The sequence below is a fragment of the Rhodococcus sp. 06-470-2 genome, assembly GCF_002258235.1.
Lineage (GTDB): Bacteria > Actinomycetota > Actinomycetes > Mycobacteriales > Mycobacteriaceae > Rhodococcoides.
Window position 1 is genome coordinate 100,594 of record NZ_NOYB01000040.1, and the last position, 24,711, is coordinate 125,304.

Here is a 24,711-nt window from a genome sequence, read left to right on the forward strand (position 1 = left end):
GGACCGAGGCGGAACGCGGGCCGGGTGCGAACGACGCCGGGGCCGGGTGCCGGTGTGGGGGACTGCAGGTCGGTGGTCACAGGCTGACCAACTTCCGGCGTCGAACGAGAGCGATGAAGAAGGGTGCCCCGATCAGTGCCAGAACGATGCCCACCTGAAGCTCGCCCGGGCGCACCACGACCCGACCGATGACGTCGGCGATCATGAGCATCACTCCGCCCATCAGGCCCGCGTAGGGCACGAGCCAGCGGTAGTCGGGTCCGGTCACCGCGCGGGCGATGTGTGGAACGACGAGGCCGACGAATGCGATGGGCCCGCACGCTGCCGTCGCGGCACCGGTGAGCAGGGTGATGGCGAGGATCCCGACGGTGCGGGTGATCGCGACGTTGGTCCCGAGCGATCGCGCGACGTCCTCGCCGAGGCTCATGACGTTCAGGCCGGGTGTGCTCGCCAATGCGATGAGCACGCCGATGACCAGGAAGGGCAAGACCTGCCACAGTACGTCGAGGCCGCGTCCTGCAACGGATCCGACCACCCAGAAGCGGTATCCGTCCAAGCTGGTCTGATCGAGCAGTACGACGGCGTTCGTCATGGCCGAGAGAAAGAATGCGACGCCTGCCCCGGCCAAGGCGAGATTGACCGGACTCGATCTGCCCGACCCGATCGAGGAGAGACCGAACACGACGATGCTCGCCACCGCCGAACCGGCGAACGCGAACCACAGGTACTGACTCGGTGAGGTGAACCGGAACAGGTAGATGGCCATGACGACGAAGAACGCCGCCCCGGAATTGAGGCCGAGCAGGCTGGCGTCGGCCAACGGATTGCGGGTGTGCCCCTGGATGAGAGCGCCTGCGATGCCGAGCGCAATTCCCACGACCAACGCGAGCACCGTGCGGGGAACTCGCAGCGTGCGCACGATGATGTCGGTGTCGGTGCCCGTCGAATTCAGCAGGGCGTGGGCGATTTCGGCGAAGGTCAGTGGTCGCGCGCCGATGGCGATGCTGGCGAGTATTCCGGCGACGAGAGCTGCGACCAGGACGGCCAAGCCGAGCAATCTTCGGCGCCGAATCGCGGCGACCGAACCGTCCTTGGGAATCGGCTCGAATCCCTCCGCTGCCGCGGTCTTCTCTCGAACGATCTCGGACGACGAAGCGTCGATCCCGAACTGGCGCCGGAGGGCACGGCGAACACCGATGGGACCGTGCGTGGCGCTGTCACGCAGTGTCAGACCCATCCAGCGGCGGCCGGTGCTCTGGCCTTCGTTGCCGTCGCGGTAGCCGCGATTCCAGACGAACAGGGCTACGGCGACGCCCACCGCGATGGTGCCGAACACGATTCGGTCCGCCTGGCCGCCGCCGTTGTCGTCGCGAAGAGCATCGACGATCGACCAGCCGACGAACAGAGGGACCAGCACGATCAGTGCGTCGATCGCGGCTGCAGCGATGCGGGAGCTACGCGGCGGCGGCCCGGTGGGCACGTCTTCGGTCCCGTACGGCTCGTCGGAAGACCGGCGTGCGCCGTGGGGGCCGAGTAGCGGAGCTGTTGTCACAGTGCTCGTGACTCCTCGCTGTTTTCGAAGGGACTCGGTTTAGGTTACGGAACCCTTCCTCGACATGTGAGGTGAGGTAAGGGTAGCGGTGCCTGACCCGCTTTACGATCTGGTTAGGCTAACCTACATTCAATGGGTAGGGGTGCGACGCGTGCACCCGCCGAGAACCTAAGGAGCGATCAGGTGTCAGTTGCAACAGCGTCATACATGGGCTGGGCCGATGTGCATCGATTCTCGAACCGATCCGGCGGGGCGGCGCTGTTGACCGACTCGTGCGCGACCCTGCGTGCACTCAACCCCGACTACCCGCGGATGTACGCGGTGGCAACCATGGCGAACGAGGGCAAACGCCGTTGGTGGCAGTTGGCGGTGGGACTCGACGACGGCCGCGTCGAGCAGATGTACCGACGATCGCTCGAGGATCTCGACGTTCCCGAGGCCGCGGCGGTGCAGGTTGCCACGGCCCTGATCCATGCCGTCGTCGGACGCGTGGCCGCGCTGCTGGTCCTGGAGGCACGAGCCTGGGATCCGGGCATCGACAACCTGTGGATCCACATGGACAGCGACGGCGGGATCGATTGGGCGGGAGTGGCATCGCCGATCCTGCGAGTGCTTCCCGAGGACCTTGCCGCGGGTGAGCCCGGCACGGTCACACTGCCGTGTGAACGAGCACTGTTGGTCTGGACTGCGCATCGCTGCACGACCTCGCTCGGCGCGGTGTTCCGTGCGATCGCCGAACGCGCACCGTTGGATGCGCGTGTCTTCTGGGCTCTGGTCGGTGATGCCATCCTCGGGGCCTCGACATACGTGCCGATTCTGGCGGGAGCGAGCGCGTCGGCAGGTGCCCGCCGGGGACAGATGCTGCTCGACGCCATGGTCGCGGCCGGGGCTCCCGTCCGCGCGCGAGTCGGGGTTCCGGGGCGAGCGAGACTCCGGGCATCGTGACGGTCTTGCGCCGAAACTAAGGTATGCCTATGCTGACTTCGTACCAACGGACCGCGCCGGAGTCCTGAGGGCTGCAGTGACTCCCGGTCCTTGCCACGGTGGGCCTCTCGTTCTCGACGAACGAGAGGCCCACCGATTTTCGTGGGTCGATCGTCGTGTATCTCTGAACGAGAGTCGACAGCCGAGTCGGCCGGACCATCTCGACGCAACCGGAAGGCACAGCTATGACGGACTCGAACGGCACCACGGGGGAGAGCACCTTCGACACCATGACGCCGGAACAGCTCACCGAATTGTGTGCACGAGGGTTCGACGGGGTTCTCGGTCTGCGGTACCTCGAGGTGACCGGCGACGAGGTGCGCGCGGAATGGACCGTCACCCCGCAGCTCCATCAACCGGCCGGAATCATGCACGGGGGTGTGCTGTGTTCGGTGGTCGAGTCGGTGGCGAGTATCGGTGGATCGGCGTGGTTCGGCTCGCGCGGCCACGTCGTCGGAACCAACAACAACACCGACTTCCTGCGCGCGACTCGGTCGGGAACCCTGAGCGCGCACGGACATCCGATTCATCGGGGACGGACGCAGCAGCTCTGGCAGGTCGACATGACGGACGAGAACGGACGCCTGGTTGCTCAGGGCAAGGTCCGGCTGGCGAATATCGAAAACACGGCGCATCTGGGACAGTGATGCCCATGACGGGACACAGCGACAGCGCCGACTCTTCCCTACGGTCGACGGAGACCGCACTGACTTCCGACGCGTTCGATCGCCTCGAATCACTGTTCGGTCCCATCGACGACGAACTCGCACAGCATTATCCGGGTGACCGAGTCGGCGGCCAGCCCTCTCACACCGTCTACGTATCGGCCTCGGATGCGTCGGCCTCCGTGCCCGCCGAATGGGGTGCCGCCGCCCTGGCAATCCTGGACGCTCAGCCCGAGGCGTTCGCCGAACTCGACACCGAGGACGCACTACCCCTGGTGCGAGACCGGCTCGGCAGTGCGCCGATCCAGGACCTCAGATTCGACTTCGAGGACGGCTACGGGTGGCGATCGGATGCCGTCGAGGACAGCCATGCGAGGGCGGTCGGCGCGGCACTGTCCGCCTTGGCAGAGGATGCGGCCGGTCCGACGTGGCTGGGGATTCGTGCCAAAGGGCTTGCCGCACATGAGCGTCGACGCGGAATCCGCACCCTGGAGCTGGTCCTGGACGGGGCCGGGGGAGTGCCCGACGGCTTCGTGTTCACCGTGCCCAAGCTCCGTGCCGCGGCGCAGGTAGCTGCTGTCGTCGCCCTGTGCGAAGAACTCGAGCGTGCGCACGGGCTTCCCGATCGAGCCCTGCGATTCGAGCTGCAGATCGAGAGCCCGCAGGCGGTCATCGGGGCGGACGGAACGGTGACACTCGCGCGTGCGATCACCAGGGCGGACGGTCGTTGCACGTCCCTGCACTACGGGACCTACGACTACAGTGCCGCCTGCGGAATCACCTCTGCGCAGCAATCATTGGCCCATCCGGTGGCGGACCACGCGAAGAACGTGATGTTGGTGGCAGCGGCACAGACCGGGGTGTGGGTGTGCGACGGTTCGACCCAGGTGGTGCCGACCGGTGATCCCACACAGGTGGCGGCATCCGCGCGTCGACACTTCGAGCTGGTGACCAGATCGCTCGAACGGGGCTTCTATCAGGGCTGGGACATGCATCCCGGGCATCTGGTGACGCGATGGCTTGCCACCTTCGGCTTCTTCCGTCAGGCCATGCCGGTCGCTGCTGCTCGGCTGGGCAGCTATCTCGATCGCCAGGGTGGTGAGGTGATGGACGAACCGGCGACGGCGCAGGCGTTGGCAGGCGTTGTGGTCCGAGGCCTGGATTCGGGCGCGTTCGGCATCACCGAGCTGCAGAACGTCGCTGCCGGCATCGACCGAGACGTGCTGCGGGGACTGCTCGATCGATCGGTGACCGTGCCGCTCGGATGAGAGACGTCGGCGCGCTCCGCTGCCGACGGGTCGCAAGCGTGTCAGAATTGCCGAGCACCATCACCGATCGGGACGGAGAACTCCAATGCGGTTGTCTCCGCACGAGCAGGACCGACTGCTCGTCAGCTACGCGGCCGAACTCGCTCGGCGTCGCCAGGCACGCGGCCTCAAACTCAATCACCCCGAGGCGATCGCGGTCATCACCGATCACCTCCTCGAGGGTGCCCGCGACGGACGATCTGTCGCCGACCTGATGTCCTCGGGACGCGAGATTCTCGGTGCCGACGACGTGCTCGACGGTGTGCCCGAGTTGCTCCCCGAGGTGATGGTGGAAGCGACTTTCCCCGATGGTACGAAGCTGATCACCGTGCACGAGCCGATCTCCCCCAAGCGGGGTGACGGTCACCTGATTCCGGGCGAGATCATCACCGTCGCAGGCGACATCGAGATCAACGAAGGTGCCGAGGTGATATCCATGGCCGTCGTCAACGCGGGAGATCGCCCGGTGCAGGTGGGTAGTCACGTACATTTCCCGCAGTCCAACGCTGCGCTGCAGTTCGACCGCGAGAGGGCGCACGGTTGCCGCCTCGACATACCCGCGGGCACGGCAGTGCGTTTCGAGCCAGGAATCGAACAGACGATTCGGCTCGTGCCACTCGGTGGCACGCGCGAGGTCCACGGATTGAGCATGACACCTCCCGGAAAGTTGGACAGCTGATGGCGCGCATGAGCCGCAGTCGATACGCCCAGTTGTTCGGCCCGACTACGGGCGATCGAATCCGCTTGGCAGACACCGATCTTCTGATCGAGGTGACCGAGGACCGCAGTGGTGGACCAGGCACAGCCGGTGAGGAAGCCGTGTTCGGCGGCGGCAAAGTCATCCGTGAATCGATGGGGCAGTCCCGAGCCACCCGCGCGGACGGCGCTCCCGACACGGTGATCACGGGAGTGGTCGTCGTCGACTACTGGGGAATCATCAAGGCCGATCTCGGTATTCGCGACGGACGGATCGTGGCACTGGGCAAGGCGGGCAATCCCGACACCATGACCGGGGTGCATCCCGATCTCGTCATCGGCCCGTCCACCGAAATCATCGCGGGCAACGGGAAGATCGTCACGGCCGGCGGCATCGACTGTCACGTCCACCTGATCTGCCCGCAGATCAAGGAGGAGGCTCTCGGTGGCGGCATCACCACCGTGATCGCAGGCGGTACCGGACCCGCCGAGGGCAGCAAGGCCACCACCGTCACCCCGGGTGCATGGCACCTGTCCCGGATGCTCGAGTCGCTGGACGATTGGCCGATGAACATCGTGCTGCTCGGGAAGGGCAACACGGTCAATCCCGACTCGATGTGGGAGCAATTGCGCGCAGGCGCATCGGGATTCAAGCTGCACGAGGACTGGGGGTCGACTCCCGCCGCGATCGACGCGTGCTTGCGCGTGTGCGAGGACGCAGGTGTTCAAGCTGCTCTGCACTCGGACACCCTGAACGAGGCCGGATTCGTCGAGACCACTCTCGATGCGATCAAGGGACGCGGAATCCACGCGTATCACACCGAGGGTGCTGGCGGCGGGCACGCACCCGACATCATCACCGTGGCGGCGCAGCCGCACGTGCTCCCCAGCTCGACCAACCCGACCCGGCCCCACACCGTCAACACCCTCGACGAACATCTCGACATGCTCATGGTGTGCCATCACCTCAGTCCATCGATTCCGGAGGACCTGGCTTTCGCCGAGAGTCGAATTCGTCCGTCGACGATCGCAGCCGAGGATCTGCTGCACGACATGGGTGCGATCTCGATGATCGGCAGCGATGCTCAGGCCATGGGCCGGATAGGTGAGGTCGTCCTGCGTACGTGGCAGACGGCGCACGTGATGAAATCTCGTCGCGGATTCCTGGCCGGCGACAACGGAGCCGACAACAACCGCGTCATGCGCTACGTCGCGAAATACACCATCTGCCCAGCCGTCGCACACGGCCTCGACGACGAGATCGGTTCGATCGAACCGGGCAAACTCGCCGACCTGGTGCTGTGGGATCCGGCCTTCTTCGGCGTCCGTCCACACATGGTCGTCAAGGGCGGCATGATCGCGTGGGCAGCCATGGGCGATGCGAACGCGTCCATCCCGACCCCGCAACCGGAACTACCTCGTCCGATGTTCGGGGCGTCACCCAAGGCTGCGGCCGCGACATCGTTGCATTTCGTTGCCCCGCAGGCGATCGAGGACGGACTGGCCGGGCGTCTGAACTGCGATCGCCGGCTCGTTCCGGTCAAGAACGTGCGCGGTGTCAGGAAGTCGGACATGGCACTGAACGACGCTCTACCCGATATCCGAGTGGATCCCGACACCTTCACCGTCCGCATCGACGGTGACGTGTGGACCGAGCAGCCGGCAACCGAACTGCCGATGGCGCAGCGATACTTCCTGTTCTGATGCCCGATGCCCGCCTCCAGGTGACGACGCTTCTCTCGCTTGCCGATTCACGCCTCCCCACCGGTGGCCACGTGCACTCGGGCGGCGTCGAGGAAGCGATCGCCTCGGGGTTCGTTCGAGACATCACGACGCTCGAAGCGTTTCTGCGACGCCGTATCCGAACCTCCGGAGCGACTACGGCGTCCATTGCCGCATCGCTGGTGCACGGGTCGTCGAGCACGGACCGGGCCGATGCCGAATCCGACGCACGAACCCCGTCCCCGGCCGCCAGATCTGCCTCCCGCGCTCAGGGTCGCGGACTGCTCCGGCTGGCCAAGTCCGCCTGGCCGCACCATGATTGGTCGTCGATCGGACGAAAGCCGCACCTCGCTGTTGCTGCAGGGCATGTCGGACTCGCGGCGGGTCTGTCGGTGGCGGACACGGCCGCGGTGCAGGTCTACATCACCATGACCGGGTCGGCGATCGCCGCGCAGCGTCTGCTCGCCCTCGACCCGGCCGAGGTAGCGGCGACCACCATCCGGTTGGGTGACTTCTGCGACGACGTGACCGCCGCGGTGTGCGACTGCCTGCCCGAGCTGATGGAGTTGTCGGATCCCTTGCTGGACATGTTCGCCGAAGCCCACGCCATCCGCGATCGGCCGTTGTTCGTATCCTGAACACGGATCCGTTTTTCCTCTAGTGACAAGGAGTTCGACATGCCCCCGCACCTGATCGACGGTGAGCCCCACGACCACGGTTTGGATCGCCCCAAGCGCGCACGGGCGGCAGGCGACGCGCTGCGAGTCGGAATCGGTGGGCCCGTCGGCTCCGGCAAGACGGCGTTGGTGGCCGCGTTGTGCCGCCAGCTGCGCGACGAGCTCTCACTCGGCGTGCTCACCAACGACATCTACACCACCGAGGATGCGGACTTCCTGCGTCGGCACGCGGTGTTGCCCGACGAGCGGATCACCGCAGTACAGACCGGTGGCTGCCCGCACACGGCAATTCGTGACGACATCACGGCCAACCTCGACGCCATCGACGATCTGATCGAGAACAACCCGCCCCTCGATCTGATTCTCGTGGAATCCGGTGGCGACAATCTGACGGCGACGTTCTCGTCCGGTCTGATCGACGTTCAGATATTCGTCGTCGATGTGGCCGGGGGAGACAAGGTGCCGCGCAAGGGCGGTCCCGGTGTGACGTTCTCCGACCTGCTGGTCGTCAACAAGACCGACCTCGCCCCGTACGTCGGAGCCGATCTCGGTGTCATGGAACGGGACGCGGCCCAGGTGCGCGAGGGGCGGCCGACTGCGCTCATCTCCCTCACCGACGATCCCGCGGCGACCACCGTGCTCGAGTGGGTGCGAGAGCAGTTGAAGGTGATCGCCGACGCCGACGCGCATGCCCACACGCACTGAGCGTCGATGCACACAGAGCTCTGCATCGACGCGAGCCGCAGCCGGAGCCCTCGGATCACCTCGGTGGGCGGACTCGCAGGCCGCCAGACGGGACCGGACACAGTTCACCTGATCGGTACGGCGGCAACTCCTCTCGGCGGTGACACCATCGTGGTGAGAATCTCGGTGGCGGCCGGGGCGCATCTGGAGGTGCGCAGTGTCGCAGCCTCGTTGGCGATGCCGGGTGGGCTGCACCGTCACTCGTCCGCGCAGTGGCACTTCGAGGTCGGTGCAGGCGCATCGCTGATCTTCGATCCCGAACCGATGGTCGTCGTCTCCGACGCCTCGCATTCGGTGATCAACACCGTTGTGCTGGAGAAGGATTCGACCTTACGGCTGCGTGAGCGTACCCAGATCGGCCGCTTTGAGGAAGCGTCGGGGCACTGGAGCAGTGCGATTCGATGCGATGTCGGGGGTAGCCCGCTGTTACGCCATCGAGTGGAACTGGGCGCGGGATCGGTTGCGCACGACGCGTTGTCGGCCCCGCTGTCGATGTCCAGTACTCTGCGCTATCCCGATACCCGGGCGTCCGAGGTCGATCTGGCCGACGGCACCGTCCGGCTGGCGTTGGCCGGCGGCGGCTCGCTGAGTACCTCGGTGGGGCGTCGTCTGCTGCCCGTCGAACCGGGGATGTGAGACCGGCCGCTCGGACAACGAGCAACGCATCGGCCGCTCGGACAACGAGCAACGCATCGGCCGACGGTATCCCGTCGGCCGATGCGTTGTGTCAGAGCTTGTTTCGGTCGAGTCCCGGTTCGGGGTCGATCAGCCTGCCGCCTTCTCGCGTTCCTGGTCCGACTCGTCCGCGGCTGCCTCGACGGCCCCCGCACGCTCGAGGGAATTGAGTTGCTCGATGGCCAGTCGCGCGAACACCTGCTGCTCGGTCGATGCCATCTGCGCGCGGCCCTTGCCGAGGAACGTCACGAACCACGAGATGACGGTCGTGATGCGGCTGCGGTAGCCCACGAGGTAGTACAGGTGCAGAGCGAGCCACATGAGCCAGGCGATGAATCCGCCGAATTCGAGTTTGCCGACCTTGGCGACCGCGTTGAATCGCGACACCGTTGCCATCGAACCCTTGTCGAAGTACTTGAACGGGGCCCGCTGGGCGGGATCGTCCTGGCCCTTGACCGATGCCTTGATCAGCTTGGCAGCGTAGGTCGCGCCCTGAATGGCACCCTGCGCCATGCCCGGAACGTCCTTGACCGACATCAGGTCGCCGATCACGAACACGTTCGGGTGGCCCTTTACGGTGAGGTCCGGTTCCACCAGGACACGTCCGGCGCGGTCGGTCTCCGATCCCGACTGGTCGGCGAGCTGCTTGCCGAGAGGGCTGCCCTGCACGCCTGCGGACCAGACCTTGCACTGCGCCTCGATGCGACGCGTGGTGCCGTCCTTCTCCTTGACCGTCAGGCCGTCGTTGTCGACGTCGGTGACCATCGCGTTGAGCTGGATCTCGACGCCGAGCTTCTCGAGCCGTTCGGCGGCCTTGCGGCCGAGCTTCTCGCCCATCGGCGGCAGTACGGCGGGGGCGGCGTCGAGCAGGATGACGCGGGCGTCGCGGGGATCGATGTTGCGGAAGGCACCGTCGAGGGTGCGATCGGCGAGCTCGGCGATCTGCCCGGCGAGCTCGACGCCGGTGGGGCCCGCGCCGACGACCACGAAGGTCATGAGGCGGTCCTTCTCCTCCTGATCGTCGGAGAGTTCGGCCTGCTCGAACGCACCGAGGATGCGTCCACGCAGCTCGAGTGCATCGTCGATGGTCTTCATGCCGGGTGCGAACTCGGCGAAGTGATCGTTGCCGAAGTAGGACTGCTGTGCGCCCGCTGCGACGATCAGGCTGTCGAACGGGGTGACGGTGATGCGTTCGAGAAGCTTGGACGTCACCGTCTTGGCCTCGAGATCGATGTTCAGCACGTCTCCGAGCAGCACCTCTGCGTTCTTCTGCTTGCGCAGAATGACGCGGGTGGTGGGAGCGATCTCGCCGACGGACAGGATGCCTGTCGCGACCTGATAGAGGAGAGGTTGGAAAAGGTGGTGTGTCGTCTTGGCGACGAGGGTGATGTCGACGTCGGCTTTCTTGAGGGCCTTGACGCCGAACAGACCTCCGAACCCGGAACCGATGACGACGACGCGGTGACGCTTCGATTCGAGCGGTTGGATGCTCATTACCTGCTCCCTAACGATTGCGGTGTGAGGTCAACGGTAGTCGCCATCCATCGCGACGTCTCGACAAGGTCGTCGTGTCCGTGATGGCAGTGCACACCTATCGGGCGGCTGCTGCGCGCTTCGCAAGTTCCACGGTCGCGGCCCGCAGTTCGGTGGCCGAGTCGATCGGAGTCGCATAACCGACCCGTGTGTACGCGATTCCGCGCGGAGTGAACACCTTCAGATCCAGTCCGTAGCGGTCCGCGGCCGTGCACTCGGCGGACGTGGCATCGGGAAAGCCGCCCAGTTCGCGGGCCATCGCAGTCAAGGACGACGAGTGGTCGGCGTTGAGGTGCTCTATCGCGTACCCCGAGGTCGGCGACACCGGATCGGGCGCAGCCTGGGAATACGCCTCGGCAGTTGCCGAATCCATTCGGCCGTATCCGCCGACCCACCGGACACGATGCACGCGCATCACCCAAAGCGTGAAGTCGCTGTAGTCCAGGTAGTACTTCGCCGCCGGTACGCCGTCGAGATGCGCTGCGCGGGCCGCGGCCAATTCGTCACCCTCGGGCCGCTCGACCACGCCTGCCAGCGTGATTCGGCCCGATGCCAGCGGATCGGTCTGCGATTGCGGTGCCACGATCGACAGGCTCATTCGTTGATCGCCTGCGAGGTTGCGTCCGTGCTCGGCCATGCGCGAGACACACAGAACCGGCGCGCCGTCGAGCAATCCGTAGGTCACGAACGAGGCCCAGGGATCGCCGTCCGCGGTCAGGCTCGCAAGAGTTGCGGTGTTGGTGGACGCAGCGATCGTGCGCGCTTCTTCGGCCGCTGAGGGACGACGGTCGTCGACGACCGGGGCCAGGGGAGTGGGAACGGACGGGGCGTCACCGGGATCGCCGTGATCGAGTGCCATGCGCAGAAGCTTACGACGGCGACCTACAGGAGGTCTCCGGCATGAATCAGGGCGTCGGCGACGAGTGCGACGCCGAGCACGACGAAGATGACGCGCACCGTCGGAGGGCCGTACCGCATCAGGGCTCGGACGGTCGCGGTGAACGCGCGCCTGGAGCGTCGACTCTTCCTCGACGCCAGAATCAGAACGAGGACGGGCGGTAGGAGCCCGATCAGGCAGTAGACGACCACGATGGCCGGCCACCACGGCGGACGCGGATCGTAGGTCGAGAGCATCGTCAGCCCCGCGAGGTACGGCACTGCCGTCGGGCCCTGCACCAGACCGATCGTCAGTCCGGTCAAGGCGACGACGGGGATGCTGGAGCCGGCTCGAGCCGCCCACTCCGGTGGGCGGCGCTCGGTGGTGCGCAGAGCACCGAGTGTGATCAGTACCAGCCCGATCGCGAGTTCCGTGCGATACCGCACCGTGGGAGTGATGGTGATATCGAACAGATCGGTGAAGAAGTCGATGCCGAGAACGGTGAGGATGCCGAATGTGGTCGTCGCCGTGAACACTCCGCCGACGAAGGCCAGCCCGGCTCGAAACGGGGACCGGCGGGTGGTTCTCGCGTGCACTGCGATGGCTGCGGTCACGCCGATCAACAACACGTCGAGCGAATCGAGTATCGCGAATCCGACGAGAGCGAGCAGCAAGGTCACCATGGAGGGTTCAGGGTATCGGTCGGGTGAAATCGACCTTCTCGGTGACGACGGCCTCGGCGGTCCGGTCGGGAGCGGTCTGGTTGTCCCAGTACATGTTCGTGTGCGCGATGACCTGGGCAGGTGGCGGCGCGCCCCACTCGGTCAGGTCCTCGGCGGTGTGGGCATCGCTCACCAGCGTCACGTCGTATCCGCGGACCAAGGCTCCGTGCAGCGTGGACCTGATGCAGAAGTCCGTGTGCGCGCCGGCGATGACGACGTGCCCCACGCCGAACGAAGCGAGGTCGGCTTCGAGACCGGTGTCCTCGAAGGCGTCGCCGTGCTTCTTGTGGACGATTCGATCGCCTGGAACCACGGGCAGAGCGTCGAGAAGCTTCCACCCGTCCGTCCCGAAGCGCAGCTCCTTCTCGGCGGAGTGCTGCACCCAGATCACCGGCGTGCTCGTCTCTCGGGCTCGCGATACCAGGGTCACGATGTTGTCGACGACGGGCTGCCGGTCGTGGACGGCGACCATCACGTCGTTCTGCACGTCGACGATGACCAGTGCGGTGGCGTTCCGGTGGGCCAGGGTGGTCACGAACTCAGCTCCCTACGTACGCGGCCAGGTGCCGGCCGGTCAGGGTCGAACCGTCTGCCACCAGCTCGGACGGTGTTCCCTCGAACACGACGAGGCCTCCGTCGTGGCCGGCACCCGGTCCGAGATCGATGATCCAGTCGGCGTGGGCCATGACGGCCTGATGGTGCTCGATCACGATCACCGACTTGCCGGAGTCGACCAGCCGGTCGAGCAACCCGAGCAGCTTGTCGACATCGGCGAGATGCAGCCCGGTGGTGGGCTCGTCGAGCACGTAGATCCCGCCCTTGTCGGCCATGTGCGTCGCCAGCTTGAGGCGTTGGCGTTCGCCACCCGACAGTGTGGTCAACGGCTGGCCGATCTCGAGGTATCCGAGCCCGACGTCGTTCAAGCGCTGCAGAATCTTGTGCGCCGGTAGCAGTTTGGCCGCGCCGTCGGCGAAGAACTCCTCGGCCTCGGCGACCGACATCGACAGCACCTCGTCGATGTTGCGTCCGCCGAAGTGGTACTCGAGTACCGATGCTTGGAATCGCTTGCCCTCGCACTCCTCGCACACCGTGGCGACGCCGGCCATCATCGCGAGGTCGCTGTAGATGACGCCCGCGCCGTTGCACGTCGGGCACGCGCCTTCGGAGTTCGAGCTGAACAGCGCGGGTTTGACGGCGTTCTCCTTGGCGAACGCCTTTCGGATCGGTTCGAGCAGCCCGGTGTACGTTGCGGGGTTGCTTCGCCGTGATCCACGGATGGTCCCTTGATCGACCGACACCACATCGTCTGTCCCCGAGAGCGATCCGTGAACGAGTGAACTCTTGCCCGAGCCTGCGACGCCGGTGACGACGACCAGTACACCGAGTGGAACGTCGACGTCCACTTCGCGCAGATTGTGGGAGTTCGCGCCGCGAATCTCCAGCACCTCGGAGAATTCGCGTACGGATTTCTTCAGTGCTGCCCGATCGTCGAAATGCCGACCGGTGACGGTGTCGCTCCGCCGTAAACCGTCGACGGTGCCCTCGAAACAGACGTGCCCGCCTGCGCTTCCCGCACCGGGACCCAGATCGACGACGTGGTCTGCGATGGAGATCGTCTCGGGCTTGTGCTCCACTACCAGCACGGTGTTTCCCTTGTCCCGCAGCTGAAGCAGCAGATTGTTCATTCGCTCGATGTCGTGGGGATGCAGACCGGTGGTCGGTTCGTCGAACACGTACGTCACATCGGTCAACGACGATCCGAGGTGGCGAATCATCTTGGTGCGCTGGGCCTCTCCGCCGGACAGTGTTCCCGACGGCCGATCCAGGCTCAGGTAGCCGAGTCCGATTTCGACGAACGAGTCGAGGGTTTCGCCGAGCGTGGTCAGCAGTGGTGCCACCGACGGTTCCTTCAGGCCGCCGACCCACTCCGCCAGGTCGCTGATCTGCATGGAACATGCGTCGGCGATGTTGATGCCGTCGATCTTCGACGACCGAGCGCCCTCGTTGAGTCGGGTGCCGTTGCAGTCGGGACATGTCGTGAAGGTGATCGCGCGTTCGACGAATGCGCGGATATGCGGCTGCATTGCGTCGACGTCCTTGGACAGGAACGATTTCTGGATCTGAGGCACGAGACCCGAGTAGGTCAGATTGATGCCTTCGACCTTGATTTTCGTCGGCTCGCGATAGAGCAGATCGTCGAGCTCCTTCTTCGTGTATTTCGAGATGGGCTTGTCCGGGTCGAAGTACCCACAGCCGCGGAAAATGCGCCCGTACCAGCCTTCCATGCTGTAACCGGGGATCGTGATCGCGCTCTCGTTCAATGACTTGCTCGCGTCGTAGAGCGCGGTGAGGTCGAAGTCGCTGACGGCGCCTCTGCCCTCGCAGCGCGGGCACATGCCACCGGTCACGGAAAAGGACTTCTTCTCGGTGGTCTGCCTGCCGCCCTTGTCCACCTTGTACGCGCCTGCACCGGACACCGATGCGACGTTGAACGAAAAGGCCTGTGCGGAGCCGATATACGGCTTTCCGATTCGGCTGAACAGGATCCGGAGCATGGCGTTGGCGTCGGTCGCAGTGCCGACGGTGGAATGGGGATTGGCGCCCATGCGCTGTTGATCGACGATGATGGCCGTGGTGAGTCCGTCCATGACGTCGACATCCGGTCTGCCCAGCGTGGGCATGAATCCTTGAACGAAGGCACTGTAGGTCTCGTTGATCATGCGCTGTGATTCGGCCGCAATCGTACTGAAGACCAACGAGCTCTTGCCGGAGCCGGAGACGCCGGTGAACACGGTCAGTCGGCGCTTGGGTAATTCGACATCGATGTCCTGAAGATTGTTCTGCCGCGCCCCCCGCACACGAATCAAATCGTGACTGTCGGCAGCATGCGGTGCCGAGCCCTGCGTGACCTTCTTCGTCGCCATGAGCAGTCAGGCTAGTCGTACCGGAACGTGCCTGCTTCTCGATTCCTGATCGATTTCGGTGGCCGAGAGGGCAGCGTCGAGTCGTCTCAGATCGGCCGCGGAGGACTCCAAAAGTGGGCGTCGCACGGTCGCGTTGGAGATGACGCCGATCCTGGCGAGTGCGGCCTTGGCCATGACGGCTCCCTGCGTCGTGCGCATGACGGCGTCGGTCAACGGCAGCAGTGATCGCTGTACTGCGTTCGCCCGGAGCAGGTCGCCCGCGCGGACCGCATCGATCAGCTCGGCGTAGCGGTCTGCCACCACATTGCCGGTGACGCTGACCAGTCCTGTTGCACCGGAGGCGAGGTAGGGGAGCGCGAGTTCGTCGATTCCGCAGTAGTAGGCGAGGTTCGTCGAGGACATGACGGTCATGGCCTCGTACAGATCACCCTTCGCGTCCTTGACGGCACCGATGAGGGGGTGACGGGAGGGTGCCTCGAGCGTCGACGCCTCGATGGCCACACCTGTGCGCGCCGGGACGTCGTAGACCATGACGGGCAGCCCACCTGCCTCGGCGATGGCGACGATGTGCTCTGCGATGCCGGTCTGGGTGGGGCGCGAGTAGTACGGAGCGGTGATCAACAGTGCGTCGGCACCGGCTGCCGCTGCGGACCGAGCCATCTCGATCCCCGTGGAGGTGTCGTTGGTGCCGACTCCCGCGGTCACACGAAGAGCGTGATGGCGATGACGACGTGTCCGGGAAATCAGCTGCGAGATTTCGTGGCGCGTCAGGGTAGGTGCTTCACCGGTCGTTCCGGCGACGACGACGCCATCACACCGTGTTGCCGACAGATGCGCGAGAAGGGCATCGACGCCCCCTCTGTCGAGCGATCCATCGGGGTGCATGGGGGTCGCCATGGCGACGACGTTCGTGCCGAAGCTCGTCGAGGCCGGCGACGCAGTGGTGATCATGGTCCGAGTGTGGACCGCCCGATAGATGAGGTCCAGCGATGCATTTTCCGTAATACTGCGTATTTTTGCTTCATGATCGATGTCAGTGCTCTGCACGCCCTGCGGGCCGTCGCAGCCCTGGGCACTCTTGCGCGGGCGGCCGACGAGCTCGGCTACACCTCTTCGGCGATCTCCCAGCAGATCAAACGACTCGAACGGCAGATCGGTACCCCGGTGCTGGCGCAGGCCGGTCGGGGAGTCGTGCTCACCCCCGCAGGTCGGGCGGTGGTCGAGTCCGCGGGGGAGGTGTTCGACGCTCTCGAACGGTGCGTCGAGGCGGCTCGATCCGCAGACGAGGGCGTACCACGTGGGGTAGTTCGGCTGGTCGGATTCTCGACCGCGGTGCGCGGCTTGCTGGCGCCCGCGCTGGTCGAGCTGAATCGACGGTATCCGGATCTGACCGTGCACATCAGCGAGGAGGATCCGGATCGTGCACTGCACAGCGTGTATTCCGGTACCGCAGACCTGGCGTTGGTGCACGACGCAGACGGGGTATGGGTGCCCGCTCCTCCCTCGGTCGTTCGGCAACCGATTCACACGGACTTCGGCGACGTGATCATGAAGCGAACTCACCCCCTCGCTCGACGGAAGACCGCGTTGACCCATGCCGACCTCGCTCGGTACCCGTGGGTGACGAGCCCGGCCGGGACGGTATGTCACCAGTGGTTTCGTCGGCTGTTCGCCGAGGCGTCCGCCGAGGTCGACGTTCGCCATCTCGTCGACGACTTCTCCACGCAACTCGCGCTGGTCGAAGCCGACGATGTTCTCGCTCTGGTACCTCGCCTCGCGCGTCCGCTGCTCGGAGCCGGTCTCGTCGCGGTGCCGCTCGAGCACGCTCCCGCTCGTGAGGTGCAGGCTGCGTGGCGGCGCAGCGCCGACGCCAGCCCGGCCATTCATGCCGTGCTGGACGTCCTCGATGCGGCCTCGCGCTGAGTTGTCAGCAGCACCAGCCGTCCGGTCGCGCGTGTCATCGCCACGTACGTGTCGACGGCACCCTCGACTCCTGTCCCGAAGGAATCCGGGTCGATCAGAACGACCAGATCGAATTCGAGTCCCTTCGACAACTGCGGAGTCAGGGATCGGATTCGCTCCGACTCCGGAAATGCGGGATTGCCTATGACACAAGCGATTCCGGAGGGATTCGAGTCCAGCCATCGGTCGAGAATCGATGCCAGATCTGCCGTGTCTGCGTATTCGACGGGCACACCGGTGCTGCGGATGGAGACCGGAACATTGGCGTCCGGCAGAGCCGCGCGAATCACCGGCTCTGCCGCGGCCATGACTTCCCGCGGGGTGCGGTAATTGACACCGAGGGTGGCGATCCTCACCCGGTCGAATCCGACCCGTCCGAGCCGTTCGGCCCAGGACTCGGCGAACCCCTGCCGCGCTTGCGCCCGGTCTCCGACGATGGTGATGCTGCCCGACGGGCATCGTCGCAGGACCATCTGCCACTGCGCGTCGGTCAACTCCTGCGCCTCGTCGACGACGATGTGTGCGAACGGCCCCGCCGAGGGATCCGTCGGGATCTCCTCGAAGCCCGCCGAATCGACGAGTGCATCGCGAATTCCGTCCTGCCGCAACTGTGCAGCCATCATCTCGTCGTCGTCCGCGGCCATGAGTTCGTCGACCACGCGGTCCATTCGCGCACGCTCCGCAGCCGCGGCCAACTCGCGACGTCGAGTGCGGCGTGAATGCTCGGGATCTCCGAGCCGCATTCGTGCGGCGTCGAGCAGCGGCAGATCGGACACCGTCCACCGCGTCGGATCGGGTCGCTGGAGTGAACGAATCTCCTCGGGGCCGAGCCAGGGTGCGCACCTACGGAGATACGCCGGAACGCTCCACAGATCTGCGACGAGGTCGGCAGCGTCGATGATCGTCCAGGATCGTTCGAGCTCCGTGCGCAGAGGCTCGTTGTTCTGCAACGACTTCCGTATCTCGGTTGGGTCCTCGTCACCGTCGTAGCGGTCGGCCAGAATCGTCAGTAGCAGGTCCCAGACCTGTTCGCGAGCCTCGTTGTGCGCAGTGCCGGGATCGGGTGCCTCGAACGCCTCGGCCCAGTCGTCCGGCGTCAGCCTCAGGTCGGCCCACTCCGTCTCCACGATCATGTTCCGAGTCGGCGGCTGCTCGTAGAACGCAACGGCCGCCTCTATCGCCACGCTCATGTCGGCGGATGCCTTCAGTTGCGCCACAGCAGGATTCGGCTCTTCGACCACGTCCGTGCCTTCGGCGACGAGATCCCGGAGCGTGCAGGTCCGCACACCGTCCTCACCCAGACTCGGAAGGACGTCGGAGACGTAGGCGAGGTACGGCTCGTGTGGGCCGACGAACAGCACGCCGCCGCGGCTCTGTCCCAGACGCGATTCCGTGTACAGCAGATACGCGGTGCGATGCAGTGCGACCACGGTCTTCCCGGTTCCCGGGCCACCGTCGACGACCAGCGCGCCCCGGGCGTCCGCTCGAATGATGGCGTCCTGATCTGCTCGAACGGTGCCCAGCACGTCACGCATTCGCGGTGAACGTGCCGTACCCAGACTGGCGATGAAGGCAGACTGATCGTCGAGCGCAGCGTCGGTGATCGGTCCGGTCAGGTCGAACACCTCGTCCCAATAGTCGGTGATGGTGCCGTTCGTCCACCGATATCGTCGACGACTCCGCAGCCCCATGGGATTGGCGTGAGTGGCACCGAAGAAGGGTTCGGCCGCGGGGGAGCGCCAGTCGACGAGGAGTTGTTCACCCGATGTCCCCAACAATCCGAGTCGTCCGATGTACACCGGCTCGTCCGTATCGGAGGCCACGACTCGACCCAGGCACAGATCCACCCCGTACCGACGAAGTGAACGGAGACGTCCGCCCAACCTATGAATCTCGAAGTCCCGCTCCATCACCTCTCGGCCCATTCGGCCCGACGACTTCTGCGCGGCCGCGAGCTGCGCCGCGGTATCGGATCGAGACTTCTCGATGCTCGAGCGTATCGCGGAGAAGTGTCGTTCGTCGTGGCCGATCAGCGCTGGATCACGTTTGCGTGCGAGGCTGTCGGGTAGGGCGAAAATGCTTGGGTGCACATGCTTCACAGGACTCCGATCGAATGGTTCTCGGTTGCAGCGAGCCATTCTGAGCCCTGCACGGGGTCTTGCCGCAAGCCCCGGGGTGCGCTATATGTTGAAAGTGGAAAGACGTTATCGTCGCTTTCCGATTCCTCCGCGATTCATCCGGCACCGAGAAGCAGATCGGCGATGGCACCGGCACCGACCGGCCGGCCCAAGAGGTATCCCTGCGCGAAGTCGCAGCCGGTAGCGGCCAGTGCCTCCAGTTGCTCCTCGGTCTCGACGCCCTCGCCGACGACGGTGACGTCGAATGCGCGTGCCAGTGCCACGATGGCCGAGACGATCGCGCGAGCCCTGGGAGCGGGCAGCCGGGCGATGTACGACTTGTCGATCTTGAAGCACTCGAACATGGGGTAGCGGTCGAGATACGACATGGAGCTGTGGCCTTTACCCATGTCGTCGAGCAGCAGAGCCACACCCATTGCGTGCAGGGCAGAGACGGTGTCGGCGACGCGTTCGGTGTCCGCGACCCACACGGTCTCGGTCACCTCGAGTCCGAGAGCGAAGGCAGGCAGTCCCGTCTCTGTGAGTATGGAAGCGACCTCGGCGGGAAAGTCGGGATCGCGGAGTTGCAGCGCGCTGACGTTGACGCGAACCACGATGTCGGAGAACGTCCGCCATCGCGCCGCGGCCGTGCAGGCGGTACGGAGCGCCCATGCGCCCAATGGTGTTGCAAGACCTGTTCTTTCGGCGACGCCGACGAACTCGCTCGGTTCGATGGGGCCGAGCTCGTGGTGATTCCAGCGGGCGAGTGCCTCCACCGCGACGATTTTCCGCGACGCGATGTCCACCAACGGTTGGTACGCGAGAGTGAGCTCGTCGGCGCGCAGCGCCGCTCGCAGATCTATCGACAGTGACCTGATGCGATCCGCGTCGTAGAGATCGGTGGGATCGAAAACGGCATGCCCGCCGGTCCCACTGTCCTTCGCGCGGTACATGGCCAAGTCGGCGCGGTGGATCAGCTCGTGCCGAGTCGAATTCGGTTCGGACACCGCGATACCGATGCTGGCGCTCAAGGGAATGGGCACGTCCTCGGCCGAGAAGGGAACCGCAATGGAACTCGTGATGTGTCGCGCCAATTCCTCCGCATGAGCCACGCTGTCCACACCCTCGCAGACGATCAGGAATTCGTCGCCGCCCAGGCGCGCGATGGTGTCGGCGTCTCGGATCGCCGAGGCGAGCCGTTCGACGAACTTGACCAGCGCCCTGTCTCCGGCGTCGTGTCCCAAGCTGTCGTTGATGATCTTGAAGTCGTCGATGTCGAGCAGCAGAAGAGCCACGGTGCCGGACTGTTGTCTCGCGCGGTTCAGTGCCGAATCGATGACCTCGTATGCGAGGGTGCGGTTGGGTAGACCGGTCAGGGCATCGTGCGTACTGCGTCGTCGCAGTTGAAGTTCGAGGTCGATGCGTCGTATCGCCGCGGATACGATGCCGGCCACCGAACTGAGGAACGACACCTCTTCGTCGCGGTAGAGACGGGCCTCGACGCTGTGAATGGAGAGAACTCCCCACGCTTTTCCGGCGGCGGTGAAGATGGGAACTCCGACGCCGCTGCGCAGGCCGAGCGAGATCATCGTGTCGGTCCGGAATCGATTCTCGGTGTGACAGTCGTTGCACACGACAGGCTCCGAGAGGGTCAGGGCGAGTCCCACCAACGAACCGTCCCCGGAGGGAATGTCCTGACGCATACCGAGTACACCGCTGGCCGCGTCCATGGTCAAGTACGGGTCGGAAGGGTGCTCGAGGTGGGCGATGGCAGAGTTTCCCACGCCGATCAGGGTGGCTGCGGTGGCGGTTGCTGCGGTGAGCAAACTGGGTAGCTCGGCGATGACGGCGAATCGGCTCAGATCGGCCAGAGCCTTCTGCTCCTGAGCATGACGACCGGCGACCACTGCATCGGCCGCGATCCTGGCATTGCGCTGCTCCACCGTATGTCGGTGCCGAATGGTGGATGCCACCACGTCGGCACCGCCGTCGTCACGAGGGATCACATAGGACGACACCACCACTGGCATGCCGGTCCCGGTCACGTGATGGCGCAGCTCGCAGTACCCCTCCCATTTGCCTTCGGAGAGCAGCCCGGCGGCGATGTCGTCGGTGAGATCGACTCCGTCGGAGGTGAGCAGTTCCAAGGCCGAGAGTTGGCCGATATCGGCCACGTCATCGAGTCCGATCAGGGTTGATCCTGCGGGATTGATGTACAGAATTCTCCCCGTGAAGTCGGACAGCGCAACGAAGTCCGGAGAACGTTCCAGGAAGGATCGAAGACTCACCGGATCGTCCGGGAGATCGAACATCGGCCCTCCGATCCGTTTCGCTCGGGATACGAGCGCATCGCACCCATGTTATTCGTGGTTCACGTTCTAAGGGTACGAACACGGCGTAGACCTGTGTGGGCGGGGCGGACGGATTCGCTCGTCGCCGCTCGTCGGTCTGTCCACCATGGGCGTCGAGGGGACGTTCATCGACGAAGATCGCCACGTCGCCCACCATCGTGACCTCGACCCGCTCGAGTCTGTCGGACGGCGGAACGGTCACCACACCACCGTCCTGTACTCGACACGAACGCGACCGAAGAATCGATGACGTCCCCGGAGAGGAACGCAGCTGATCGTGACAACGATCTCGCAGTCGCCCCACACGGTCGGTGGCCGAGCGGGCTCACGGTGTCGATCACCTGGGTGGACGCCGACGTCGAACTGACGGTGCGCTTCGCGCTGTCGAGTGTCATGACGCTCGAGAATTCGTGAGCGTTGCAGGGGGCGAGACTGCAGTCCAAACTGGGACCCATCATGACGAACTACGATCTGCGCGCGAATCCACGAAAACTGCGGCCGCGTCCTGCGGTCCCGCGCGAGGCGGCGATCGAACTGACGTCCAGCGGGGTGCCTGTTTCGGAGCGTGACTTCTTCATCGAGGAATTCCGCGGGGTCACGATCGTGATTGCCCTTCCCGTGTTGAGTGTCGCTGCGCTCGAGGCAGTGAAACGAACGGTCGGGGAGTTCGGTCCTGGTGATACGCGATTCATTTTCGTCGTGCCAGCCGACCACGTTCCGGAAGTAGCCGCTGCAGTCGGTGGTGTGGCCATGGCGAGTGGGACTGTCTGGAACGACGAGTCCGTCGCCCGTCTGTGGCTCGCTATCGCAGACTCGGAATGCGTCGTGATCGGGGCGGAGGCAACCGCGGTCGCGCGCACCGCAGGCACCGTGTCTGCGAGCGTGCGGGCTTCGAAGATGGTTCTGACCGACCCGGGAGGAGGTTGGGGCGATCCTCCTCGCAGCTTCGCCGACATCGACCTGCACCGCGAGCGACTGGTCGCTCATCTGGCCGAACGTGGTCTCGACGATTTTCCGTCCGCGGCCGAGGCGGCACTTGCCGGCGGTGCATACAGCGTAAACCTCTGCTCCGGCGAGGATCTCGAGTTCGAGCTGTTCACATTCGACGGCCGGGGGACCGTCCTCACCCAGGGGCGCTACCTCCACTTGGCGTCCTTGCAGGTCGACGATTTCCCTGCAATCGAGGCGTTGGTCGCACAGGGAGTGCGAGAAGGAGTTCTCAAGCAGCGCAGTCGGATAGAGATTGCCAGGATGGCGGTCGGAGGACTCGGCGCGCGGGTACTGCGTACCGGGCACCTCGCCGGTATCGTCGGGCTGGAGATAGACCGTTACGCAGGAACGGGATTCGCTGAAGTGTCGGGTCTGATCACAGTCGCCGAGTTCTCCGGACTGGGAGCGGGTGGCCTGCTGATGGACGGACTGTTGGAGGTCTGCCGCACGAGGGGCATCGAAAACCTTTTTGCGGTCACCGTCAGCAGTGAAGCCGCGGAGTTCTTCGTCAAACGCAATTTCGTCGAAGTCGGGCACCGGGATGTCCCTGCGGCGAAATGGGATGACTACGACGCCCATCGACTCGAGGCTGCGCGGTGTTTTCTTCGATCCGTCTAGACGGATCCCTATGAACAGTCACGGGGCAGCGCCTGCACGCGGTCCGGTTGCGACTACTTGACATAATGTTGATTATCGGCAAAAAACCAATGCGAGCTGCTGTAGGTGAAAGGACTCGCGCCTCAGCGTGATGACAACGTCGGCGCAGCTGACACGCTTGACCCTCTGTTCTATCCAACGGGAACCCCGTGTCATCTATCTACCATTGCTGCAGCTCGACGTAGATTTCAATCACTTAATGAACGATTTCATTGTTAGGTGACGGGATGTCGATGCCAGCTCACTCAGGCCCACCTGGCAAGTCCGCGCCAGGCTGCCCCTCGTCCGCCGACAACCTGCCAAAACGTCACAGTGACAAATCCCTTTGGCCCGCTGGGGCATTGGGCATTCTTCGTTCGACTCCCCGGTCAACCTTCCGGGCGGCATCGACGTCGTCGAGCCGACTGTCAGGTGGAGTCGGCGATGGCCGCTGAGGAGCTTCCGGGCTTCGTTCCTCGGATTCTGCGTGCCGATGATGTTTCGCTCCTACGAGCAGACGAGACGGTCTTTAAAGCAATGGTTGATGGCTGGCGAGCTCAAATGCTGGCTCGTGGGCTGGAGATCGACACGATCAAGGCACGGTGCCGTGTAATCGCCCGATTCGTCGAATTCACCAACGAGTACCCCATGGCGCTGGCGAGCGAACGACGTGGATCAATTCCTAGCTGAACTACGGTCGCAGGCGACACCGATCGCTCTGTCGACGCTGCGCTCGTACAGCAACGGGATATCGATGTTCTGTAGTTGTGTCAGTGACAGTCGATATGGATGGGTTGATTTCTGCGAGAGGAAATTTGGTGACGTTGCGTAGCAGATCGTCTTTGAATGGAACACGCCGCAGCACGCCGCGGACGACGTGGTTCCACCGGGACGCCGTCCATTTACAAAGGCTGAAGTGCAGCACCTGTTCGACGTCATGGATGACTTTGTCGACGACGCCCACAGTAAGGGGTCCAAACGTTGGCTAACGGCGCTGCGTGACTCGACGGCATTCAAGATCGGCTATGCGTTTGGACTGCGTCGACGAGAACTGGTCATGCTCGACCTGACCGACTTTGGGCCAAACCCGCACGTTCCCCGCTATGGCAACTTCGGTGCAATGACCGTTTGCTGGGCCAAGGGAACCAAGGGATCGGGGCCACGCCGACGGACGGTTCTGACGTCGCCCGAATTCCCCTGGGTGGTAGACCTTTTGCAGTACTGGTGCTCCGAGGGCCGGGAGCTATTCGCGACCGCGAACCGCTCCCCTGCTCTCTGGCCTAGCGAACGCGGAGACAGGCTCACCTTGGGTGCCCTCGGACGTTCATTTACGTCGTTCCGGCGGCTTGCCGGACTGCCCCCGGAACTGAGCTTGCACGCGTTGCGCCACTCGTACACTACGCACCGTCTGGAAGCCAGTTACGACCCGTTGTTCGTGCAGCAGCAGCTCGGGCACTCGTATGCCTCGACAACGTCGCTGTATCGGTGGACGACCTCACGTGTCGGTCTGTGTACGACCTGACGTGTCGGTGTCCGGCAGGTTCATGATGCCGGTGCCTCCACTGGTGTGACAAGCC

At 64.7% G+C, this 24,711-nt stretch carries 22 protein-coding genes; 13 read left to right on the forward strand and 9 right to left on the reverse strand.

The features are described from left to right. Positions 1 to 76: 76 nt before the first annotated feature. Positions 77 to 1,552, reverse strand: a complete 1,476-nt coding sequence (locus CH276_RS23265; RefSeq protein WP_094629444.1) for a FecCD family ABC transporter permease — start codon at positions 1,550 to 1,552, stop codon at positions 77 to 79. A 207-nt stretch (positions 1,553 to 1,759) separates the two neighbouring features. Here CH276_RS23265 and CH276_RS23270 point away from each other — a divergent pair, with 207 nt between their 5' ends. The 8 genes from CH276_RS23270 to CH276_RS23305 all read left to right on the forward strand — a co-directional run bounded on the left by CH276_RS23270 (position 1,760) and on the right by CH276_RS23305 (position 8,983). After that, positions 1,760 to 2,497 carry a hypothetical protein gene (locus tag CH276_RS23270; RefSeq protein WP_441344206.1) on the forward strand — a complete coding sequence of 246 codons (738 nt, stop codon included), beginning with the start codon at positions 1,760 to 1,762 and terminating at the stop codon, positions 2,495 to 2,497. A 224-nt stretch (positions 2,498 to 2,721) separates the two neighbouring features. Beyond that, positions 2,722 to 3,183 (forward strand): PaaI family thioesterase, encoded by a 462-nt coding sequence (locus CH276_RS23275; protein ID WP_032398118.1) that lies wholly within the window; start codon positions 2,722 to 2,724, stop codon positions 3,181 to 3,183. A 5-nt stretch (positions 3,184 to 3,188) separates the two neighbouring features. Continuing rightward, entirely contained in the window at positions 3,189 to 4,469 is a 1,281-nt protein-coding gene (locus tag CH276_RS23280; RefSeq protein ID WP_176459403.1) for a DUF6986 family protein, read from the forward strand. Between the two features lie 85 nt (positions 4,470 to 4,554). After that, complete coding sequence (locus CH276_RS23285; RefSeq protein ID WP_045195131.1) at positions 4,555 to 5,187, forward strand: urease subunit gamma; 633 nt, start codon at positions 4,555 to 4,557, stop codon at positions 5,185 to 5,187. Then, positions 5,187 to 6,908, forward strand: a complete 1,722-nt coding sequence (locus CH276_RS23290) for an urease subunit alpha (RefSeq protein WP_045195133.1) — start codon at positions 5,187 to 5,189, stop codon at positions 6,906 to 6,908. Before CH276_RS23285 ends, CH276_RS23290 begins: the two co-directional genes overlap by 1 nt. After that, a complete protein-coding gene (locus CH276_RS23295; RefSeq protein ID WP_094629446.1) occupies positions 6,908 to 7,564 on the forward strand; it encodes an urease accessory protein UreF in 657 nt (218 codons plus the stop codon). The genes CH276_RS23290 and CH276_RS23295 overlap by 1 nt, the downstream gene beginning before the upstream one ends. 39 nt (positions 7,565 to 7,603) lie before the next feature. Next, entirely contained in the window at positions 7,604 to 8,308 is a 705-nt protein-coding gene (gene ureG, locus CH276_RS23300) for an urease accessory protein UreG (protein ID WP_032398114.1), read from the forward strand. A 6-nt stretch (positions 8,309 to 8,314) separates the two neighbouring features. Then, positions 8,315 to 8,983 carry an urease accessory protein UreD gene (locus CH276_RS23305; RefSeq protein WP_032398113.1) on the forward strand — a complete coding sequence of 223 codons (669 nt, stop codon included), beginning with the start codon at positions 8,315 to 8,317 and terminating at the stop codon, positions 8,981 to 8,983. 129 nt (positions 8,984 to 9,112) lie between these two features. Here CH276_RS23305 and CH276_RS23310 read toward each other — a convergent pair whose 3' ends face one another. The 6 genes from CH276_RS23310 to dapA all read right to left on the reverse strand — a co-directional run bounded on the left by CH276_RS23310 (position 9,113) and on the right by dapA (position 16,029). After that, positions 9,113 to 10,516, reverse strand: coding sequence for an NAD(P)/FAD-dependent oxidoreductase (locus CH276_RS23310; RefSeq protein ID WP_032398112.1), 1,404 nt, complete (start codon positions 10,514 to 10,516; stop codon positions 9,113 to 9,115). 97 nt (positions 10,517 to 10,613) lie between these two features. Next, a complete protein-coding gene (locus CH276_RS23315; protein ID WP_094629447.1) occupies positions 10,614 to 11,414 on the reverse strand; it encodes a HugZ family pyridoxamine 5'-phosphate oxidase in 801 nt (266 codons plus the stop codon). A 23-nt stretch (positions 11,415 to 11,437) separates the two neighbouring features. Further along, positions 11,438 to 12,115 carry a GAP family protein gene (locus tag CH276_RS23320; RefSeq protein WP_094629448.1) on the reverse strand — a complete coding sequence of 226 codons (678 nt, stop codon included), beginning with the start codon at positions 12,113 to 12,115 and terminating at the stop codon, positions 11,438 to 11,440. Positions 12,116 to 12,122: 7 nt separating this feature from the next. Beyond that, positions 12,123 to 12,689 (reverse strand): isochorismatase family protein, encoded by a 567-nt coding sequence (locus tag CH276_RS23325; protein ID WP_094629449.1) that lies wholly within the window; start codon positions 12,687 to 12,689, stop codon positions 12,123 to 12,125. Between the two features lie 4 nt (positions 12,690 to 12,693). Next, positions 12,694 to 15,078: an ATP-binding cassette domain-containing protein gene (locus tag CH276_RS23330; protein WP_094629450.1), complete on the reverse strand. Its 2,385-nt coding sequence runs from the start codon at positions 15,076 to 15,078 to the stop codon at positions 12,694 to 12,696. A 6-nt stretch (positions 15,079 to 15,084) separates the two neighbouring features. Continuing rightward, complete coding sequence (dapA, locus tag CH276_RS23335; protein WP_094629451.1) at positions 15,085 to 16,029, reverse strand: 4-hydroxy-tetrahydrodipicolinate synthase; 945 nt, start codon at positions 16,027 to 16,029, stop codon at positions 15,085 to 15,087. Positions 16,030 to 16,101: 72 nt separating this feature from the next. Between dapA and CH276_RS23340 the strand changes: the two genes are divergently transcribed. After that, entirely contained in the window at positions 16,102 to 17,001 is a 900-nt protein-coding gene (locus CH276_RS23340) for a LysR family transcriptional regulator (protein ID WP_094629452.1), read from the forward strand. On the opposite strand, the gene helR is transcribed toward CH276_RS23340, so the two are convergent. Next, entirely contained in the window at positions 16,962 to 19,139 is a 2,178-nt protein-coding gene (helR, locus tag CH276_RS23345; RefSeq protein ID WP_094629453.1) for an RNA polymerase recycling motor ATPase HelR, read from the reverse strand. The genes CH276_RS23340 and helR overlap by 40 nt on opposite strands. Before the next feature lie 134 nt (positions 19,140 to 19,273). After that, the gene (locus CH276_RS23350; RefSeq protein WP_094629454.1) at positions 19,274 to 21,469 is read right to left on the reverse strand and encodes a sensor domain-containing protein; all 2,196 of its coding nucleotides are present in this window, start codon (positions 21,467 to 21,469) and stop codon (positions 19,274 to 19,276) included. A gap of 285 nt (positions 21,470 to 21,754) precedes the next feature. On the opposite strand from CH276_RS23350, the gene CH276_RS28630 reads away from it, so the two are divergent. The 4 genes from CH276_RS28630 to CH276_RS29380 all read left to right on the forward strand — a co-directional run bounded on the left by CH276_RS28630 (position 21,755) and on the right by CH276_RS29380 (position 24,656). Next, positions 21,755 to 21,922: a hypothetical protein gene (locus tag CH276_RS28630; protein ID WP_176459404.1), complete on the forward strand. Its 168-nt coding sequence runs from the start codon at positions 21,755 to 21,757 to the stop codon at positions 21,920 to 21,922. A 42-nt stretch (positions 21,923 to 21,964) separates the two neighbouring features. Next, positions 21,965 to 23,116: a GNAT family N-acetyltransferase gene (locus CH276_RS23355; protein ID WP_094629468.1), complete on the forward strand. Its 1,152-nt coding sequence runs from the start codon at positions 21,965 to 21,967 to the stop codon at positions 23,114 to 23,116. 462 nt (positions 23,117 to 23,578) lie between these two features. Then, complete coding sequence (locus tag CH276_RS29375) at positions 23,579 to 23,824, forward strand: hypothetical protein (RefSeq protein ID WP_254923959.1); 246 nt, start codon at positions 23,579 to 23,581, stop codon at positions 23,822 to 23,824. Positions 23,825 to 24,050: 226 nt separating this feature from the next. Then, complete coding sequence (locus CH276_RS29380; protein WP_254923960.1) at positions 24,051 to 24,656, forward strand: tyrosine-type recombinase/integrase; 606 nt, start codon at positions 24,051 to 24,053, stop codon at positions 24,654 to 24,656. Positions 24,657 to 24,711 lie beyond the last annotated feature (55 nt).